This window comes from Halorubrum aquaticum, from assembly GCF_900113615.1.
Lineage (GTDB): Archaea > Halobacteriota > Halobacteria > Halobacteriales > Haloferacaceae > Halorubrum > Halorubrum aquaticum.
In genome coordinates this window covers 12273-27340 of record NZ_FOPZ01000008.1, presented here as the reverse complement: position 1 = coordinate 27340, position 15068 = coordinate 12273, and the positions used below count along the sequence as shown (strand labels likewise).

The 15068-nt window shown below is 68.8% G+C and carries 13 protein-coding genes and 3 pseudogenes; 6 read left to right on the top strand and 10 right to left on the bottom strand.

The window, feature by feature from the left end; all coding sequences use genetic code 11:
* Nucleotides 1–64 precede the first annotated feature (64 nt).
* From gyrA to F3H10_RS16500, 4 genes and pseudogenes are all read right to left on the bottom strand, one after another.
* A complete protein-coding gene (gene gyrA / locus F3H10_RS08515) occupies nt 65–2587 on the bottom strand; it encodes a DNA gyrase subunit A (RefSeq protein WP_149784354.1) in 2523 nt (840 codons plus the stop codon).
* Nucleotides 2584–3003: pseudogene (locus tag F3H10_RS16510) on the bottom strand (DNA topoisomerase IV subunit B); the annotation flags it as partial. The gene gyrA and the pseudogene F3H10_RS16510, both read right to left, overlap by 4 nt.
* A 6-nt stretch (nt 3004–3009) precedes the next feature.
* A pseudogene (locus F3H10_RS16505) lies at nt 3010–4698 on the bottom strand (LAGLIDADG family homing endonuclease); the annotation flags it as partial.
* Nucleotides 4684–6192, bottom strand: a pseudogene (locus F3H10_RS16500) (DNA gyrase subunit B); the annotation flags it as partial. The pseudogenes F3H10_RS16505 and F3H10_RS16500, both read right to left, overlap by 15 nt.
* A gap of 181 nt (nt 6193–6373) precedes the next feature.
* Here F3H10_RS16500 and F3H10_RS08505 point away from each other — a divergent pair.
* The gene (locus F3H10_RS08505) at nt 6374–7249 is read left to right on the top strand and encodes a ZIP family metal transporter (protein ID WP_149784352.1); all 876 of its coding nucleotides are present in this window, start codon (nt 6374–6376) and stop codon (nt 7247–7249) included.
* Between the two features lie 56 nt (nt 7250–7305).
* Complete coding sequence (locus F3H10_RS08500) at nt 7306–7518, top strand: hypothetical protein (RefSeq protein ID WP_149784351.1); 213 nt, start codon at nt 7306–7308, stop codon at nt 7516–7518.
* Nucleotides 7519–7730: 212 nt separating this feature from the next.
* Here F3H10_RS08500 and aroC read toward each other — a convergent pair whose 3' ends face one another.
* Nucleotides 7731–8918: a chorismate synthase gene (gene aroC, locus F3H10_RS08495; protein ID WP_149784350.1), complete on the bottom strand. Its 1188-nt coding sequence runs from the start codon at nt 8916–8918 to the stop codon at nt 7731–7733.
* A gap of 110 nt (nt 8919–9028) precedes the next feature.
* Between aroC and F3H10_RS08490 the strand changes: the two genes are divergently transcribed.
* Nucleotides 9029–9250, top strand: a complete 222-nt coding sequence (locus F3H10_RS08490) for a hypothetical protein (protein WP_149784349.1) — start codon at nt 9029–9031, stop codon at nt 9248–9250.
* A 37-nt stretch (nt 9251–9287) separates the two neighbouring features.
* The gene (hpt, locus tag F3H10_RS08485) at nt 9288–9857 is read left to right on the top strand and encodes a hypoxanthine/guanine phosphoribosyltransferase (protein ID WP_149784348.1); all 570 of its coding nucleotides are present in this window, start codon (nt 9288–9290) and stop codon (nt 9855–9857) included.
* A 129-nt stretch (nt 9858–9986) separates the two neighbouring features.
* Here the strand turns inward: hpt and F3H10_RS08480 are convergent, their stop codons facing one another.
* On the bottom strand, nt 9987–11297 hold the full coding sequence (locus F3H10_RS08480; RefSeq protein WP_149784347.1) for a hypothetical protein: 1311 nt from the start codon (nt 11295–11297) through the stop codon (nt 9987–9989).
* Nucleotides 11294–12001, bottom strand: coding sequence for a hypothetical protein (locus F3H10_RS08475; RefSeq protein ID WP_149784346.1), 708 nt, complete (start codon nt 11999–12001; stop codon nt 11294–11296). The genes F3H10_RS08480 and F3H10_RS08475 overlap by 4 nt, the downstream gene beginning before the upstream one ends.
* Before the next feature lie 131 nt (nt 12002–12132).
* On the opposite strand from F3H10_RS08475, the gene F3H10_RS08470 reads away from it, so the two are divergent.
* On the top strand, nt 12133–12810 hold the full coding sequence (locus tag F3H10_RS08470; RefSeq protein ID WP_149784345.1) for a DJ-1/PfpI family protein: 678 nt from the start codon (nt 12133–12135) through the stop codon (nt 12808–12810).
* A gap of 12 nt (nt 12811–12822) precedes the next feature.
* On the opposite strand, the gene F3H10_RS08465 is transcribed toward F3H10_RS08470, so the two are convergent.
* Nucleotides 12823–13098 (bottom strand): transcriptional regulator, encoded by a 276-nt coding sequence (locus F3H10_RS08465; protein ID WP_149784344.1) that lies wholly within the window; start codon nt 13096–13098, stop codon nt 12823–12825.
* A 96-nt stretch (nt 13099–13194) separates the two neighbouring features.
* Between F3H10_RS08465 and F3H10_RS08460 the strand changes: the two genes are divergently transcribed.
* Nucleotides 13195–14169, top strand: coding sequence for a sugar phosphate nucleotidyltransferase (locus F3H10_RS08460; protein WP_149784343.1), 975 nt, complete (start codon nt 13195–13197; stop codon nt 14167–14169).
* A gap of 21 nt (nt 14170–14190) precedes the next feature.
* Here F3H10_RS08460 and F3H10_RS08455 read toward each other — a convergent pair whose 3' ends face one another.
* On the bottom strand, nt 14191–14727 hold the full coding sequence (locus tag F3H10_RS08455; protein WP_149784342.1) for a macro domain-containing protein: 537 nt from the start codon (nt 14725–14727) through the stop codon (nt 14191–14193).
* Between the two features lie 23 nt (nt 14728–14750).
* A complete protein-coding gene (locus F3H10_RS08450; protein WP_149784435.1) occupies nt 14751–15011 on the bottom strand; it encodes a hypothetical protein in 261 nt (86 codons plus the stop codon).
* Nucleotides 15012–15068: the final 57 nt, after the last annotated feature.

The following is a 15068-nucleotide window of genomic DNA, read 5'->3' as shown; positions in this document are numbered from 1 at the left end:
CGGAGACAGTAAGTAACTTTCCTGAACGTCGGTCTCCGATCGGAAGGCCGGCCACGAGAAGAGCCTACTCGTCGTCGCCGTGTCCGACCTCGGCAGCCTCGATCTCGGCGGGTTCGGCGGGTTCGGCGGGCTCGGCGTACGCGGTCTCCGGAACGATGTCCACCGAAGCGACCTCGTCGTCCGGGTCGAGGTCCATCACGATGACGCCCATCGTGTTCCGGCTCACCGTCGAGATCTCCTCGACCCGGGTCCGCATGATCTGTCCGTCCCCGCTCATCGCGATCAGGTGATCGCCGTAGGTCACCGCCTCGATGGCGACCACGCTACCGTTTCGGTCCCCGGTCTTGATGTCGACGAGCCCCATCCCGTTTCGGGACTGCGGCCGGTACTCCGAGAGGTCCGAGCGCTTCCCGTAGCCGTTCTCGGTCACCGTCAGCACCCAGTTGTGGTAGTCGGCGTCGACCGCGGCCACGCCGGCGACGCGATCGCCCTCCCGCAGGTCGATCCCGATCACGCCGCGGGCCGTCCGGCCCATGGGCCTCACGTCGTCCTCGTCGAACCGGATCGCCATCCCGTCGCGGCTCCCGATGACGATGTGGGTCCCGCCGTCGGTCACCTCGACGTCGACGAGTTCGTCGCCGTCCTCCAGCCGGATCGCCCGGATCCCGGTCGAGCGGATGTTGCCGAACTCGTCGACGGCGGTCCGCTTGATGTACCCGTCGCGGGTCACCATCGTGAGGAACTCGTCGTCGTCGAGGTCGTCGGTGTTCACGACCGCCTCGATCTCCTCGCCGTCGTCGAGATCGAGGAGGTTCACGGCGGATTTCCCGCGGGCGGTCCGGGACATCTCCGGGATCTCGTAGGTCTTCAGCCGGTAGATCTGCCCGTGGTTGGTGAACACGAGCAGGTAGTCGTGGGAGTTGGCCGCGAACACCGAGGAGACGCGGTCGCCTTCCTTGAGGTCCGCGCCGATGATCCCCTTGCCGCCCCGGTTCTGCGCCCGGAACGTCTCGAGGGGCATCCGCTTGATGTAGTCGTCCTCGCTCATGACGACGATACACTCCTCCTCGGGGATCAGGTCCTCGTGGGTGACCGATCCGGTGTCCTCGATGAAGCTCGTGCGGCGCTCGTCGTCGTACTCCGCTTTCATCTCCTCGAGCTCCTCGATTATCACCGCATCGAGCTCGTCGGGATCGTCGAGGATCGTCTCCAGCCGCTCGATCCGCGCGGTGACCTCCTCGTACTCGGATTCGATCTCCTGTGTCTCCAAGGAAGTGAGCGACCCGAGCTGCATCCGGACGATGTGTTCGGCCTGTGCCTCCGAGAACTCGAAGCCGGCCTCCAACGCCGCCCTCGCGGCGTCGCGGTCCTCGGAGTCCTGGATCGTCTCGACCACGCTATCGACGTTCTCGAGGGCCTTCAGCCGCCCCTCGAGGATGTGTGCGCGGTCCTCCCGCTCGGCCAGCTCGTGTTCGGAGCGCCGACGGACCACGTCACGGCGGTGTTCGACGTAGTGTTCCAGCGTCTCCTTCAGATCGAGCACCTGCGGCGAGCCGTCGACCAGTGCGAGGTTGATCACGCCGAAGGTCCGCTCGAGGTGGCTCTCCAGCAGCTGGTTCTTGACGACCTCCGCCATCGCGTCGCGTTTGAGCTCGACGACGACGCGGATCCCGTCCCGGTCGGACTCGTCGCGGAGGTCGCGGATCCCCTCTATGGCCCCCTCGTTCACGTCCTCGGCGATCCGCTCGACGAGCCGCGACTTGTTCTGCTGGAAGGGGAGCTCCGAGATGACGATCCGCCCCTCCTCCTCGTCGACTTCGAACTCGGCGCGCACCCGGATCCGCCCCCGACCCGTCTTGTACGCCTTATGGACCGCGTTGCGCCCGACGATGTTCGCGCCCGTCGGGAAGTCCGGGCCCTCCACGTGCTCCATCAGGTCCTCGACGGTGGCCTCGGGCTCCTCGATCAGCTCGACGGTCGCGTCTATCACCTCGCCGAGGTTGTGCGGCGGGACGTTCGTCGACATGCCGACCGCGATGCCGGACGAGCCGTTGACGAGCAGGTGCGGCACCGCCGAGGGCAACACCTCGGGCTCCTCGAGTCGGTCGTCGTAGTTGGCGGTGAAATCGACCGTGTCGCGCTCGATGTCGGCGAGCAGCTCCTCGGCGATCGGAGCCATCCGCGCCTCCGTGTACCGCATCGCCGCGGGCGGGTCGCCGTCGACGGAGCCGAAGTTCCCCTGGCCGTCGACGAGCGGGTACCGCATCGAGAAGTCCTGGGCCATCCGCGCGAGCGTGTCGTAGATGGCGCTGTCCCCGTGCGGGTGGTAATCACCCATCGTCTCGCCGACGATGGAGGAGGACTTGCGGTGTGCGGAGTTGCTCGTGACGCCCGCCTCGTGCATCGCGTAGAGGATGCGCCGGTGGACGGGTTTGAGGCCGTCGCGAACGTCGGGGAGCGCGCGACCCGCGATGACCGACATCGCGTAGTCGATGTACGACTGCTCCATCTCGTCCTCGATGCGGGCGTTCGTTACCTGCGCGGCGCGAACGTCGTTCGGGTCGACGTCGGGGACGTCCGAGCTCATATGTCCACCCACTCCGCCTCGGTCGCGTGCTCCTTGATGAACTGCTTGCGCGGCTCGACCGCGTCACCCATCAACACGTTGAACATGCGGTCCGCCGCGGCCGCGTCGTCGATGGTGATCCGCTTGAGGATCCGGTTTTCCGGGTCCATCGTCGTGTCCCACAGCTGCTCGGGGTTCATCTCGCCGAGCCCCTTGAACCGCTGGACCTGCGTCGGGTTCCCGTCGCACTCCTCCGCGACGATCCGGTCGCGTTCCGCCTCGGTCATCGCGTCGTACGTCTCGCCCCGATAGCGGACGCGGTACAGCGGGGGCTGTGCGGCGTACACGTAGCCGGCCTCCAGGAGCGGCTTCATGTGCCGATAGAGCAGGGTCAAAAGCAGGGTCCGGATGTGGGCCCCGTCGACGTCCGCGTCGGTGTTGTGGGCGCACAGTCCGCCCATCCCCGCGACGAAGTTCTCGTCGGTTTCGACGGAGAAGTCGTACACGTATCGTCCGGACGGTTCCACTTCTTCGACCCGCCTCACCTCCAGTCCGACGAGATCCTCAGATATGTCACGGTACTTCCGCGTTCCGTGGTTGTCCCACCCGTCCTCGACCTTCGAGCGCAGGCGGTCGCCGTTCCGGTGCGGCTCCCAGACGTCTCGTATCTCCGCGAGATCCGACCGGGCCGACACGGTGACGGTGTGGCTGGCCGAGTTCGTTTCGTACCCGCCTTCCAAGTCCTCTACATCCGTCTTCGAGTGGGACGCCACCACGCCCTGCGCGGAGAGCAGGTACATCACTCCGCTGGCGAGCTGACGCGAGGTCGTCGACCACGCGATCCGCTCTTCGTTCACCGTCCCGTCTCCGTGGAGATAGCCACGGAGGAACGCCTGCTGGCATTCCGATGAGACGTCGAAGACGAGGTCCGGGATCGCTTTCTCGCTCGCTTCGGAGCCGTCGAATCCGAACACGTGTTCCCAGACGACGGCCGCAACGCGGTTGACGAGCTTCACTTCGTCGACGCGGTCGGCGTTCCGACTCCGCTTCGCCGGAATTCCGAACACGTGATCGAACGCGTCCTGATACCTCTCGGCCAGCGACTCGTTGTTCGAACCTATCGCCAGTCGAACGCCGTTCCGCGGTGAGCTCGACCCGTCTGCCGCGTAGATGCCGAGCAACTCGAAGAGCGTCTCGTCGAGTTCGACGTACCGATCGACACCGTGATCCGCGTGGTGTTGTGGCGTCAGTCGTACGGTTGCGTCGTCGGGTATCTCGTCGAGGTCGTCGACGGAGAGTTCGCTCACTCGGACGTAATCGCGGACGCGGTTCGTTTGTGCGCCCTCGTACTGATCGTTCCAGCGCTGATCGAGGAGCGAGTCCGTGACAGACACGCTTTCCATCACGGCGGACGCCGAGACGCCGACGGCGTCACAGTACGCCTGGAAGTTCGAGACGGTCGGACGCGAGTTCCCTCGCTCCCACTGCGACACCGTGATGGGCTGGGAGACTCCGACCGCGTCGCAGACGTCCTGTTGTGTGAGCCCGGTCTCCTCTCGCTGTTCGCGAAGCGTCGACCGAACCGATTCGGGAGCCTCGACTCGCGGCTCGGCCCGAGCCACGGCTCCGCCGTCCGTCGCGTACTCCTCGCGGACCCGCTCTTTGAACAGTTCCTCGATCCCGGGGCCGCGCGCGAACAGTTCGGAGTCGAACTCGTCGGACCGTTCGACGAGTTCCGCGAGAAGGTCGATCCGTTCCCCGTCACGCGTGCCGGAAAGCGGTACGGATCGCGGTGCGACGACCTGATCGCCGGCGTCGATCTCGTCGCCTCTCGCGAGTTCGATCTCGCCGTCGCGGTGGACGAAGACGCTGTGCGAGGCGGTGACTTTCAGGTTCCGTCCGTAGTCAGTCTCGATTTCGTACAGCGGTTCGTCGATCTCGTGCCGGATAACCTGATCGATCGGTCGGAACTTCGTCCGATTGTCGTCTCTTCCGAAACAGAGGACCTCGTGGTCCTCGTAGCCGGTTCCGTCGGCCTCGACCACGCGATCGACGAACTCCCCGATCTCCACGAACCGCGTGTTTCCGTCCGCGTCGCGAACGAATCCGTGTTCCTCGCCGTCGACGCTCATCAGGATAATCCTGTTGTACCGGACGTCGTCGATGTCGAACTCCTCGCCGATCCCCGCGCCGATCGCGGTGATCAGCGCGCGGATCTCGTCGTTCTCGAGGATCCGGTCGAGCCGGTGTTTCTCGACGTTGAGGATCTTCCCCTTGAGCGGGAGGATCGCCTGGTTCTCGCGGTTGCGGCCCTGTTTGGCGCTTCCGCCGGCCGAGTCGCCCTCCACCACGAACAGCTCCGCCTCCGCGGGGTCGCGGGTCTGACAGTCAGCGAGCTTACCGGGCAGCGCCGTCGACTCCAGCGCGGACTTCCGGCGGGTCAACTCCTCGGCTTTCTTCGCGGCCTTGCGTGCCCGCGCGGCCTCCGCGGCCTTGTGAACGACCTTCCGGGCGGTGTCGGGGTTCTCCTCGAGGAACGTCCCGAGCTTCGCGTGGGTCGCCGACTCGACGACGCCGCGGACCTCGCTGTTGCCGAGCTTCGTCTTCGTCTGCCCCTCGAACTGCGGGTCGGGGTGTTTGATCGAGATGACTGCGGTGAGCCCCTCACGGACGTCCTCGCCCTTGAGGTTGGCGTCGAGGTCGTCGACGAGCCCGTGTTCGTTCGCGTAGTCGTTGATGACGCGGGTGAGCGCCGTCTTGAACCCCGTGAGGTGGGTGCCGCCCTCGCGGGTGTTGATGTTGTTCGCGAACGCGTGGACCGAGCCTTGAAGCTCCTCGGTCGCCTGCATCGCGACCTCGACGTGGACGCCCTCGTCCTCGTCGGAGAAGTAGATCACGTCGTCGTGGATCGGCGTGCGGGTCTCGTTGAGGTAGCCGACGAACTCGCGGATCCCGCCGTCGTAGCGGAACGTCTCGCGGTTCCCGTCGCGCTCGTCCGCCAGCGTGATCGCCACGCCGGAGTTGAGGAAGGCGAGCTCGCGGAGCCGGCTGGAGAGCGTGGAGAACTCGAAGTCGGTCGTCTCGAAGACCTCGTCGTCGGGCCAAAAGCGGATGTAGGTCCCGGTTCCCTCCGAGGAGTCCATGTCGCGGACGCGCTCGAACCCGTCCGGGGCGGGCTCGCCCCGCTCGAACTCGTGTCTGTAGACGCCGCCGTCGCGTTTCACCTCGACCTCCAGGCGCTCGGAGAGCGCGTTGACGACGCTGACGCCGACGCCGTGGAGGCCGCCCGAGACCTGATAGGACTTCGAGTCGAACTTCCCGCCGGCGTGGAGGACGGTCATGATGACCTCGAGTGCCGGCCGGTCGTACTTCTCGTGGGTGTCGACGGGGATCCCGCGACCGTCGTCGCGGACACTCACGGAGTCGTCCTCGTGAACCGTGACGTCGATCTCCTCACAGTGGCCCGCGAGCGCCTCGTCGATGGCGTTGTCGACGACCTCGTAGACGAGATGGTGGAGCCCGCGTCCGTCCGTGGACCCGATGTACATCGCCGGACGCTTGCGGACGGCCTGAAGGCCCTCGAGGACCTGAATCTGGCCGGCTCCGTATTCGGTCTCCTCTGGCATAGAACTTGGCGGGAATAGTCCGTGCCGGGTTATAAACCCGACGCACGCGCGCGGGCGTATGAGTAGGTTGACCTACCGCTCGAGGAGGTCGCCGGCGGAATACCGCGCGAGGGGAGTACTCACGCGCCACGAGTGACGCCGGGTGACGCGGGTTTATGTCTCCTCGCCGGAATCACCCGCCATGACCGACCTCCCGACCGTGATCGGGATCGCGGGCGTGACCGGGCTCGTAACCGGACTCGGCGCGCTCCCGGTGTTCGTCCGCGCTCGCGTGAGCCACCGGACGTACGACGCCGCCCTCGGCCTCGCCGCCGGACTGATGGTCGCCGCCAGCGTGTTCGGGCTGATCCTCCCCGGAACCGAGGAGGGAAGCCTCACGGCGGTGCTTTCGGGGCTCCTCGTCGGGGGATTCGGCCTCCTCATCGGCAACCGACTCATCCCGCACCTCCACGCCCGGTATCGCGGGTGGCGCGCGGAGGGCGGCGCGACCCGCGCGGACGTCGCGGGGATGGCGGGGAGCGGGAGAGCGGCCGAGGACGGCTCCGGCGAGGAGGCCCGCGGCGGGGCCGACTCCGGCGGGGACGGGGCGCCCGCGACCATCGACGCCGCGCTCCGCCGGGCGCTGCTCGTCGGCGGGGCGATCACCCTCCACAACGCGCCCGAGGGGCTCGCGATCGGCGTCGCGTTCGCGTCCGGGCTCGAGGAGGTCGCGCTCGTGTTGGCGGTCGTGATCGGCCTCCAGAACGTCCCGGACGGGTTCGCGTTCGCGATCCCCATGGCCGAGACCGGGATGGGGAACCTCCGGGTGTTGGCGTACACGGCGCTCTCGGGGACGGTCCCGCAGGTGATCGCCGCGACGGTCGGCTTCTCGCTCGTCTCGCTCTCGACCGGGCTCTTTCCCGTCGCGGCCGGGTTCGCGGCGGGCGCGATGCTCGCGGTCGTCTTCCGCGAGCTGATCCCCTCCTCGCACGGCCACGGGCACGCCGACGCGGCGACCGCCGCCTTCCTCGGGGGGTTCGTCCTGCTGGTCGTCGTCGACGCCGTCGTGACGGTGTGACGACCCGCGCGACCGACCACGAAACGTTTTCGCCGGACGGTGCCGTCTGGTTCGGCATGTCCACGACTACCGTTTCGACGCCCGAACCGGACGAGGCGTGTGCCTACTGCGGGTCGCGGATCTTCGATCACGACCCGATCTGCGTGCGCGACTGTGCCGACAACTGCGGGTCGCCGACCTACTTCTGTAACTACGCCTGTCTCTCCGCACACGTCGACGAGAACGACCTGACCGCGGGGAACGCCTGCGAGTGGTCGCCGGACGCGTGAGTCGAGGGTGTAAGCCGGCGCGACGCGATCGACGACCGCGACCGCACCTCATCCCTCCCCAACCTCGGCCTCGGTGACTCGCCGGCAGATCCGGCGAGTCCCCTCAGCCTCCCTCGCGCGCGTTCCTCGGGGTTCCACCCCTCGTCTCACGCGCGCCGGGATCGCTTGTGATGATCGGAGACGACCGGGAAGAGACGACGGTGAAGAGCGGACTACTCGTTTCGCGGGCTGCTCGGGTGGTACTCCGTGTCGTACTGGCCGGGGTTCCCGTCGACGCGGTCGGGGTTGATCCGGCCGGCGAGCAGCATGAAGTCGAGGACCGTACAGTAGAGCATCGCCTCGACGACGGGAACCGCCCGCGGCGGGAGTACGGGGTCGTGTCGTCCGACGACCTGTATTTCCTTCTCCTCGCCGGTCTCCCAGTCAGCCGAGCGCTGCTTCTTCGGGATCGAGGTCGGCGCGTGCCACGTCGCCTCGCCGTAGATCGGCTCGCCGGTCGTTATCCCGCCCTGGAGCCCGCCGTGGTCGTTGCCGACGGGGACCGGGTCGTCCGCCTCGCTCTCGACGTGCTCGAAGGACTCGCCGTCGTCGAACGTCCAGTCCTCGTTGCGCTCGCTGCCGGTCACCGCGGCCGCCTCCTTCCCGAGGCCGAACTCGACGGCGGTCGTCGCCGGGATGGAGAACATCGCCCGCCCCAGCCGGCTCGGGAACCCGTCGAACCGCGGCGCGCCGAGCCCGCGCGGAACGCCCCGACACTCGAAGTAGATGGAGCCGCCGATGGAGTCGCCCTCCTCCTGGTACTCCTCGATCAGCTCCTGCATCTCGGCTGCGGCCTCGGGGTCGGCACACCGCACGTCGTTCTCCTCCGAGCGCTCCAGAAGCTGATCGAAGCTCACCTCGTCGGCCTCGACGTCGCCGATGCGGTTGACGTGGGCTTTGATCGCCACGTCGTACTCGGAGGCGTCGAGCACCTGCTCTGCGACCGCGCCCGCGGCGACCCAGTTCACGGTCTCCCGGGCGGAGGAGCGGCCGCCGCCGCCCCAGTTCCGCGTCCCGAACTTCGCGGAGTAGGTGTAGTCGCCGTGAGAGGGCCGCGGCGCGGTGACGTACGGCTCGTACTTGCCCGAACGCGCGTCCTTGTTCTGGATCACCATCCCGATCGGGGTACCGGTGGTGTACCCGTCCTGGACGCCGGAGTTGACGACGACCTCGTCGGGCTCGCCCCGCGAGGTGGTGATCATCGACTGGCCCGGCTTGCGCCGGTCGAGCTGTGCCTGGATCGCGTCCTCGTCGAGTTCGACGCCCGCGGGCACGCCCGAGACGGTCACGCCCATCGCGTCGCCGTGGCTCTCGCCGTAGGTGGTCACCTGAAAGAGGCGACCGAACCGGTTCCCGTTCATACCCGTTCGTGAACCCGGGGGCATATAGGGGTTGCAATCCGCGAACGCTCCGGGACGGTCGTCCCCGGCGAATCGACGCCGGTTTACCGGGCGCTCCCGTGGATCGTGTCATGCGCGACCGACTCACCTCCGATCTCGGCGTCTACGCGCTCTCGGGGCTCTTCTCGTTTCTCGTGTTCCTCGTCGCGCTCGCGGTCCTGTCCGCGACGCTTCCCGGCGGACTCGACGCGCGACGCACCGCCGGGCTCGTCGTCGGTTACCTGCTCTTCTTATCGGCGTACACCGCGGCGTGGTACATCTACACGGAGATCGACGCCCGGGAGGAAGTGTGATCGCCACGCTTTATTAAGCCGCCCGAGTACCGGCGACATGGACCAGTTGCGGCAGTCGCTCCTCGACGCGCCGATCATCGAGAAAGGCGAGTACCAGTACTTCGTCCACCCGATCAGCGACGGCGTTCCGATGCTCAAACCGGAGCTCCTCCGGGAGATCGTCATCCGGATCATCCGGAAGGCGGAGCTTGAGAACGTCGACAAGATCGTCACCCCCGCCGCGATGGGGATCCACATCTCCACCGCGCTCTCTCTGATGACCGACATCCCGCTCGTCGTCATCCGCAAGCGCCAGTACGGCCTCGACGGCGAGGTCCCGCTGTTCCAGGAGACCGGCTACTCGGAGTCGGAGATGTACATCAACGACGTCGAGGAGGGCGACCGCGTGCTCGTCCTCGACGACGTGCTCTCGACGGGCGGCACGATGAAGGCGATCCTCGACGCGCTCACCAAGGAGGTCGGCGCGGAGGTCGTCGACGTCGTCGCCGTGATCAAGAAGGCCGGCGAGAACGAGCTCGACGACACCGACTACGACGTGAAGACGCTGATCAACGTCACCGTCGAGGACGGCGAGGTCGTGATCGTCGACGCCCAGGGCGACGAGTAGTCCGTCTGACGACGAGACGATTCCCCCCAACCCCTCCCGGCACCCTCGTTTCGCACCCGTCACGTTTTCCGCCCGCCGTCACGACGCCGACCGCGTTTTCCCGCCGGATCCGACTCGATCGCCGCGGAGTCACTCGATCCGGTCGAGCACGAACCTCGTCGCCACGGGCACGGCCCGAGCGTAGAGGTCGACGAGCACGAGATCGCCCTGTACGCGGGCCGGGTCGGCGTAGCTCTCCTCGACGCGACGCGCCGCGGACGCGTGCGTCTCGAGGGCGGGCCGGGCGATCCGCGCCGCGAGCCGCGGGTCGTCGCTCTCTGCGACGCCGGCGAGCGACTCCCGCGCCCGGTCGTCCATCCGGTCGACGGACTCGGCAGTCACCGCGTCGCGATAGGCACCGTCCCGGATCCCCTCGACCGCCGTTCCGAGCGCCTCGAGCGCGACGAGAGCCCGCCCGGCCTCGACGACGGCCGTCGCGGGAGCCCCGTCGTCGACGTGCTCCTCGACGTCCTCGGCCAGCGACTCGGCGCGGTAGCTGGCCTCCGTGAACAGCCGGCCGGCGGCCGTCCCGCGCAGGTCGTCGTCGACGGGCGGATCGTCGCGGGCGAGGAACTCCCCGACGGTGGACCGCTCGCGACCGACCGCGGCGCGGAGGCGCCGAGCGGACCCGATCAGCGACGCCCACTGTGAGGCCGTCTCGGCGCGTTCCACGCGGTACGCCTCCAGCAGTCCGGTCGCGTCGTCGAGCGACGCCCGAGCGCGTTCGACCCGGCCGACGGCCTCGCCGGCTCGAAACGGGCGAGCGAGCGGGTCGGCGGGGTACTCCGGCCGCGGACGGACGCGACGCCGACACGCCGCGACCAGGTCCTCGACCGGCGCGTGCGCGAGCACCGCCTCCCGTGGGGAGCGCGCGCGATACTCGTGGTCGGCCACGAACGACCCGAGGTCCTCGCGCACCGCGCGCCCCCGCTCACGGACCGCCGCCGCGTCGTCCTCGCCGGTCGCCGCGCGGTGGGTACCGCGGACGGTCGCGGCGGCGCTCCGTATCCCGCGCCACTCCGCGAGCCGCCCGGTCGCCCACGGTCGGTCGGAACCGCTCTCGAGCCGCTCGGCGGCGCGCTCGCGCTCGTTGCGGAGCTCCCGGGCGACGGCGGCGTTGGGGATCGGAGGGTCCTCCGAGTCGTCCGGGTCCCCCGGGTCCGCCGGGACCGCATCGAGCAGTTCACGGGCCCGCGCCTCGTGGGCCGCCGCGAGCGACGAGGGGACCGCGACCGGGAACGGCGAGGCGGGCCACTCGACGGACTCGACCGCGTCCGGCCGAAGGTCGACGTCGGTCCCGGCGGGCTCGTCGTCGTTCGACGACCGCAACCCGGCGCAGCCCGCGAGGGCGGCGACGCCGGCGCTCCCGAGCCCGGCGAGCACCGATCGGCGCGAGGTCACTCCCCGTCACCTCCGTTCGCGGGCTCGAGTTCCGGATCGAACGGCTCGCCCCGGGGCGACGAGGGGCAAGACCCCGACATTCCGCGGCCGCTGCCCGTCGACCGTTCGGCCGCCATGGGCAGCCGGATCGCGAACCCGACGGCGTGGATCCGGTCGGTCTCACACTCGACATCTGCCGGTCGGAGGCTCTGACAGAACTGGGCGTGAGGATGGAGCTCCCCGTTTTCGAGTTCGTCCGTCTCCACCGAAACCGATCGGAGACTGACCGTGTAACACTCCTCGATCGGCATCGAGAGGAGGTACACCGACGCGGTCTCGAAGTCCGTCTCGGCGACGAAGCTCCGTAGCTCCTCGGCCTCCGGCACGTCCGCGAACGCGAGGTCCGCGACGTCGTCCGCGGAGACGAGCACGCGTCGGCCGCCGCGGTAGCGCGGTTCGTCACCCCCTGCGTCGCCGTCGGCGTCATCGGAATCGTCGTTTCCGTCGCCGTCGTCCTCGGCGTCGTCGGCCGACCGGGCGTCCTCCCGGTGGAAGAGCGGCGTTCCGGCCTCGTTGCGGACGCGGTGAACCTCGTAGTCGTCGATCCGGTTCTCGATCGGCGCCGGGACGCTCGCCGAGTGCTCGCTGGAGCCGGCACAGCCGGCCAGCGCCGCGATCCCGGACGCCGCCGCGAGGAGGGCTCGTCTGCGGGTCGTGCGGGGCATCGGTGGCGGTTCGCCGAGCCGCGCCATACGTCTTGTGGACGCCGGTGTCGCGGTCGGACCCGCCCGATAGCCCCCGATCGCTGCCGGGCACGGACTCCTTTTGGGTCGCGCGCCCGAACGACCGGACACACATGACAAGCGTGCTGTTCGTCGTGAGCGAGGAGGGGTACTGGGCCGAGGAGTGTATCGAGCCGCTTTCGACGCTCGAATCGGAGGGCGTCGACGTGACCGTCGCGACGCCCTCCGGCTCGCCGCCCGTCGTCGACGAGCGATCGCTGGAGCCGGACGCCGCCGGCGGCGAGGCGGTCGCCGAGGAGTACCGCGAGGTCGACGCGGAACACCCCGAACTGAACGACCCCGAACCGATCGCGACGGTCGCAGCCGCGGACCACGACGCGGTCGTGTTCCCGGGCGGCCACGGCACCGTCTGGGACGTGAACCAGGACCGACACGCCCGACAGCTCCTGCTCGAGGCGGTCGCCGGCGAGGAGGGCGTCGCGCTCGTCGTCTGTCACGCCGTCGGGATCTTAGCGTTCACCCGCGAGGCCGACGGGACGCCGCTCGTCGAGGGGCGCTCCGTCACCGGCTTCCCGAACGAGTGGGAGGAGGGTATCGTCGACGACGAGGACGTCCTGCCGGACGGCCGGAAGCTCCCGTACTGGGTCGAGGACGAGGTCCGGCTGGCCGGTGCGGAGTGGGACGCCGAGCTCGACGCCGACGAGAGCGTGACCGAGGACGGCGACCTGCTCACCGCGCGCGGGCCGGGCTCCTCGACTGCGGCCGCGGCGGCGCTCCTCGACCGGCTCTGATCCGTCGGTAGCCTACCGGATCACGAAGGCGGGCTCGTCGATCCGCTCGCTCTTACACGACGGACAGCGGGACGGCGCGTTGAGCGGGTCGTCGAAGCCGTCGAACCCGCAGTCGCGACACGTCGGCGGCGACACGAGGAACGACTCCTCCCCGTCGACCGACCGGGAGACGTGTTCGAGGTGCTCGTAGACGGTCGGCGTCGGTACCGAGAGCTCGGCCGCGATCCCGCTCGCGGTCCGCGGTTCCTCGCGGAGCACGTCGGCGATCCGCTGGCGGGTCGTCTCCATGTGTCCCGCTCGTCGGGGCGGATTAAAACGACGACGGAGTTTCGAGACGGTGACACAGTCACAAGAAGTATGTCGCTCGCCCTCACGGGTAGGTGTATGAAGGCAGTGGTACTTGCCGGTGGATACGCGACGAGGCTCTGGCCCATAACCAAGGACCGACCCAAGATGTTCCTCCCGGTCGGCGAACGGACCGTCATCGACGAGATCTTCGCCGACCTCGAGGCCGACGACCGGGTCGACGAGGTGTTCGTCTCGACCAACGAGCGCTTCGCCGACACCTTCGACGACTACCTCGCCGAGAGCGAGTTCGAGAAGCCGACCCTCTCGATCGAGGAGACCGTCGAGGAGGACGAGAAGTTCGGCGTCGTCGGCGCGTTGGCGCAACTCGTCGACCGCGAGGGCGTCGACGACGACCTGATCGTCGTCGCCGGCGACAACCTGATCAGCTTCGATCTGGCCGAGTTCACCGACTTCTTCGAGGGGAAGGGGACGCCGACGCTCGCCGCCTACGACGTGGGGTCGCTGGAGCGCGCGAAGTCGTACGGGCTCGTCGAGCTCGAGGGCGACCGCGTCGTCGACTTCCAGGAGAAGCCCGAGGACCCCAAGAGCACGCTCGTCTCCATCGCGTGTTACGCGTTCCCCGCCGAGACGCTCCCCGACCTCGCCACGTACCTCGAGAACGACAACAACCCGGACGAGCCCGGCTGGTTCCTCCAGTGGCTCCAGTCGCGCGAGCCGGTCCACGCGTTCACCTTCGACGGCGCGTGGTTCGACATCGGCACCGCCGACAGCTACCTCGACACCGTCGAGTACGCGCTCGACGGCGACAGCCTCGTCGCCGACGGCGCGACCGTCGAGAACTCCGAGATCGGCGACGTGGTCCACGTGATGGACGGCGCCGAGGTCACGGACAGCGAACTCGAGCGCACCGTCGTCTTCCCCGAGGCGACCGTCGCCGACAGCGACGTCGAGAACACGGTGGTCGACGAACACGCCGTCCTCGAGGAGGTCGAACTCACCGGCTCGCTGATCGGCGCGTACACCTCGATCACGAGCGGCGAGGACTTCTGAGGTCGGTCGGTTCGGCCCGTCTCACTCCCCGTCCTCGTCTCCGTCCCCGTCCTCCCCGCGGACCGCGTCGGCGACGCGGCTCACCGTCTCGTACTCCCCGGTCGAGTAGGCGATGAACCGCACGTCCCGCAGGGTCTCGGGGTCGTACTCGCGGATCGCCTCGGCGATGATCCGCGCGCCCTCCGCGAGGTCGAACCCGGCCACGCCGCAGCCGAGCGCGGGGGTCACGAGCGACGTACAGCCCCGCTCGTCGGCCGCCGAGAGCGCGTTCCGCGTGGCGTCCCGGATGCTCTCGGCGGTCGCGCGACCGTCCCCGTAGTGGGGCATCGCCGCGGCGTGGACCACGACCTCGGCGTCGAGGTCGAACGCGTCGGTGACGGCGACGCCCCCGAGATCCACCGGGCCCTGCTCCATCGCCGCCTCGTTTATCGGGCCGTTCGCCCCGCGTCTGAGCGCGCCGGCGACCCCCGAGCCCATCCGGAGGCTCGTACCCGCGGCGTTCACGAGCGCGTCGGCCGACGCCTCCGCGATGTCGCCCCGAACGACGGTGAACTCCATGCGCGAGCGATCGACCGCCTCGGTCAAGAGCGTTCCGCGGGGACGGGGGAGTCGGGGGCGTCATCGGACGATTCCACACCGTCCCCGGTCGCCTGCGCGTGCGTGTGGTGAAAGCAATCGAGCGCGGGCTCGCCCTCCGCGGTCGTCGTCGGGTGGAAACACACCCGCCGGTAGCGCTCGTTGTCGCGGAGGTTGACCGCGAAACCGCCCGCGTGCCGCGACGCCGACTCGTATGGGTCGCCGCAGGCGGGGCAGGTCTCCGGTCGGTCGTCGGGGACGTACACGCGTGTCACCGGGCGCCGGTACGGTCCACGGCGACTAAACGGGCTCGCCGGGCTCGC

Bases quoted from the DNA above. Each gene is read 5' to 3' on its own strand.
- F3H10_RS08490 (WP_149784349.1), top strand. From the start codon at position 9,029: ATGCGCGACCGACTCACCTCCGATCTCGGCGTCTACGCGCTCTCGGGG.
- F3H10_RS08505 (WP_149784352.1), top strand. From the start codon at position 6,374: ATGACCGACCTCCCGACCGTGATCGGGATCGCGGGCGTGACCGGGCTC.
- gyrA (WP_149784354.1), bottom strand. From the start codon at position 2,587: ATGAGCTCGGACGTCCCCGACGTCGACCCGAACGACGTTCGCGCCGCG.
- F3H10_RS08500 (WP_149784351.1), top strand. From the start codon at position 7,306: ATGTCCACGACTACCGTTTCGACGCCCGAACCGGACGAGGCGTGTGCC.
- F3H10_RS08460 (WP_149784343.1), top strand. From the start codon at position 13,195: ATGAAGGCAGTGGTACTTGCCGGTGGATACGCGACGAGGCTCTGGCCC.
- F3H10_RS08455 (WP_149784342.1), bottom strand. From the start codon at position 14,727: ATGGAGTTCACCGTCGTTCGGGGCGACATCGCGGAGGCGTCGGCCGAC.
- F3H10_RS08475 (WP_149784346.1), bottom strand. From the start codon at position 12,001: ATGCCCCGCACGACCCGCAGACGAGCCCTCCTCGCGGCGGCGTCCGGG.
- F3H10_RS08470 (WP_149784345.1), top strand. From the start codon at position 12,133: ATGACAAGCGTGCTGTTCGTCGTGAGCGAGGAGGGGTACTGGGCCGAG.
- hpt (WP_149784348.1), top strand. From the start codon at position 9,288: ATGGACCAGTTGCGGCAGTCGCTCCTCGACGCGCCGATCATCGAGAAA.
- F3H10_RS08465 (WP_149784344.1), bottom strand. From the start codon at position 13,098: ATGGAGACGACCCGCCAGCGGATCGCCGACGTGCTCCGCGAGGAACCG.
- aroC (WP_149784350.1), bottom strand. From the start codon at position 8,918: ATGAACGGGAACCGGTTCGGTCGCCTCTTTCAGGTGACCACCTACGGC.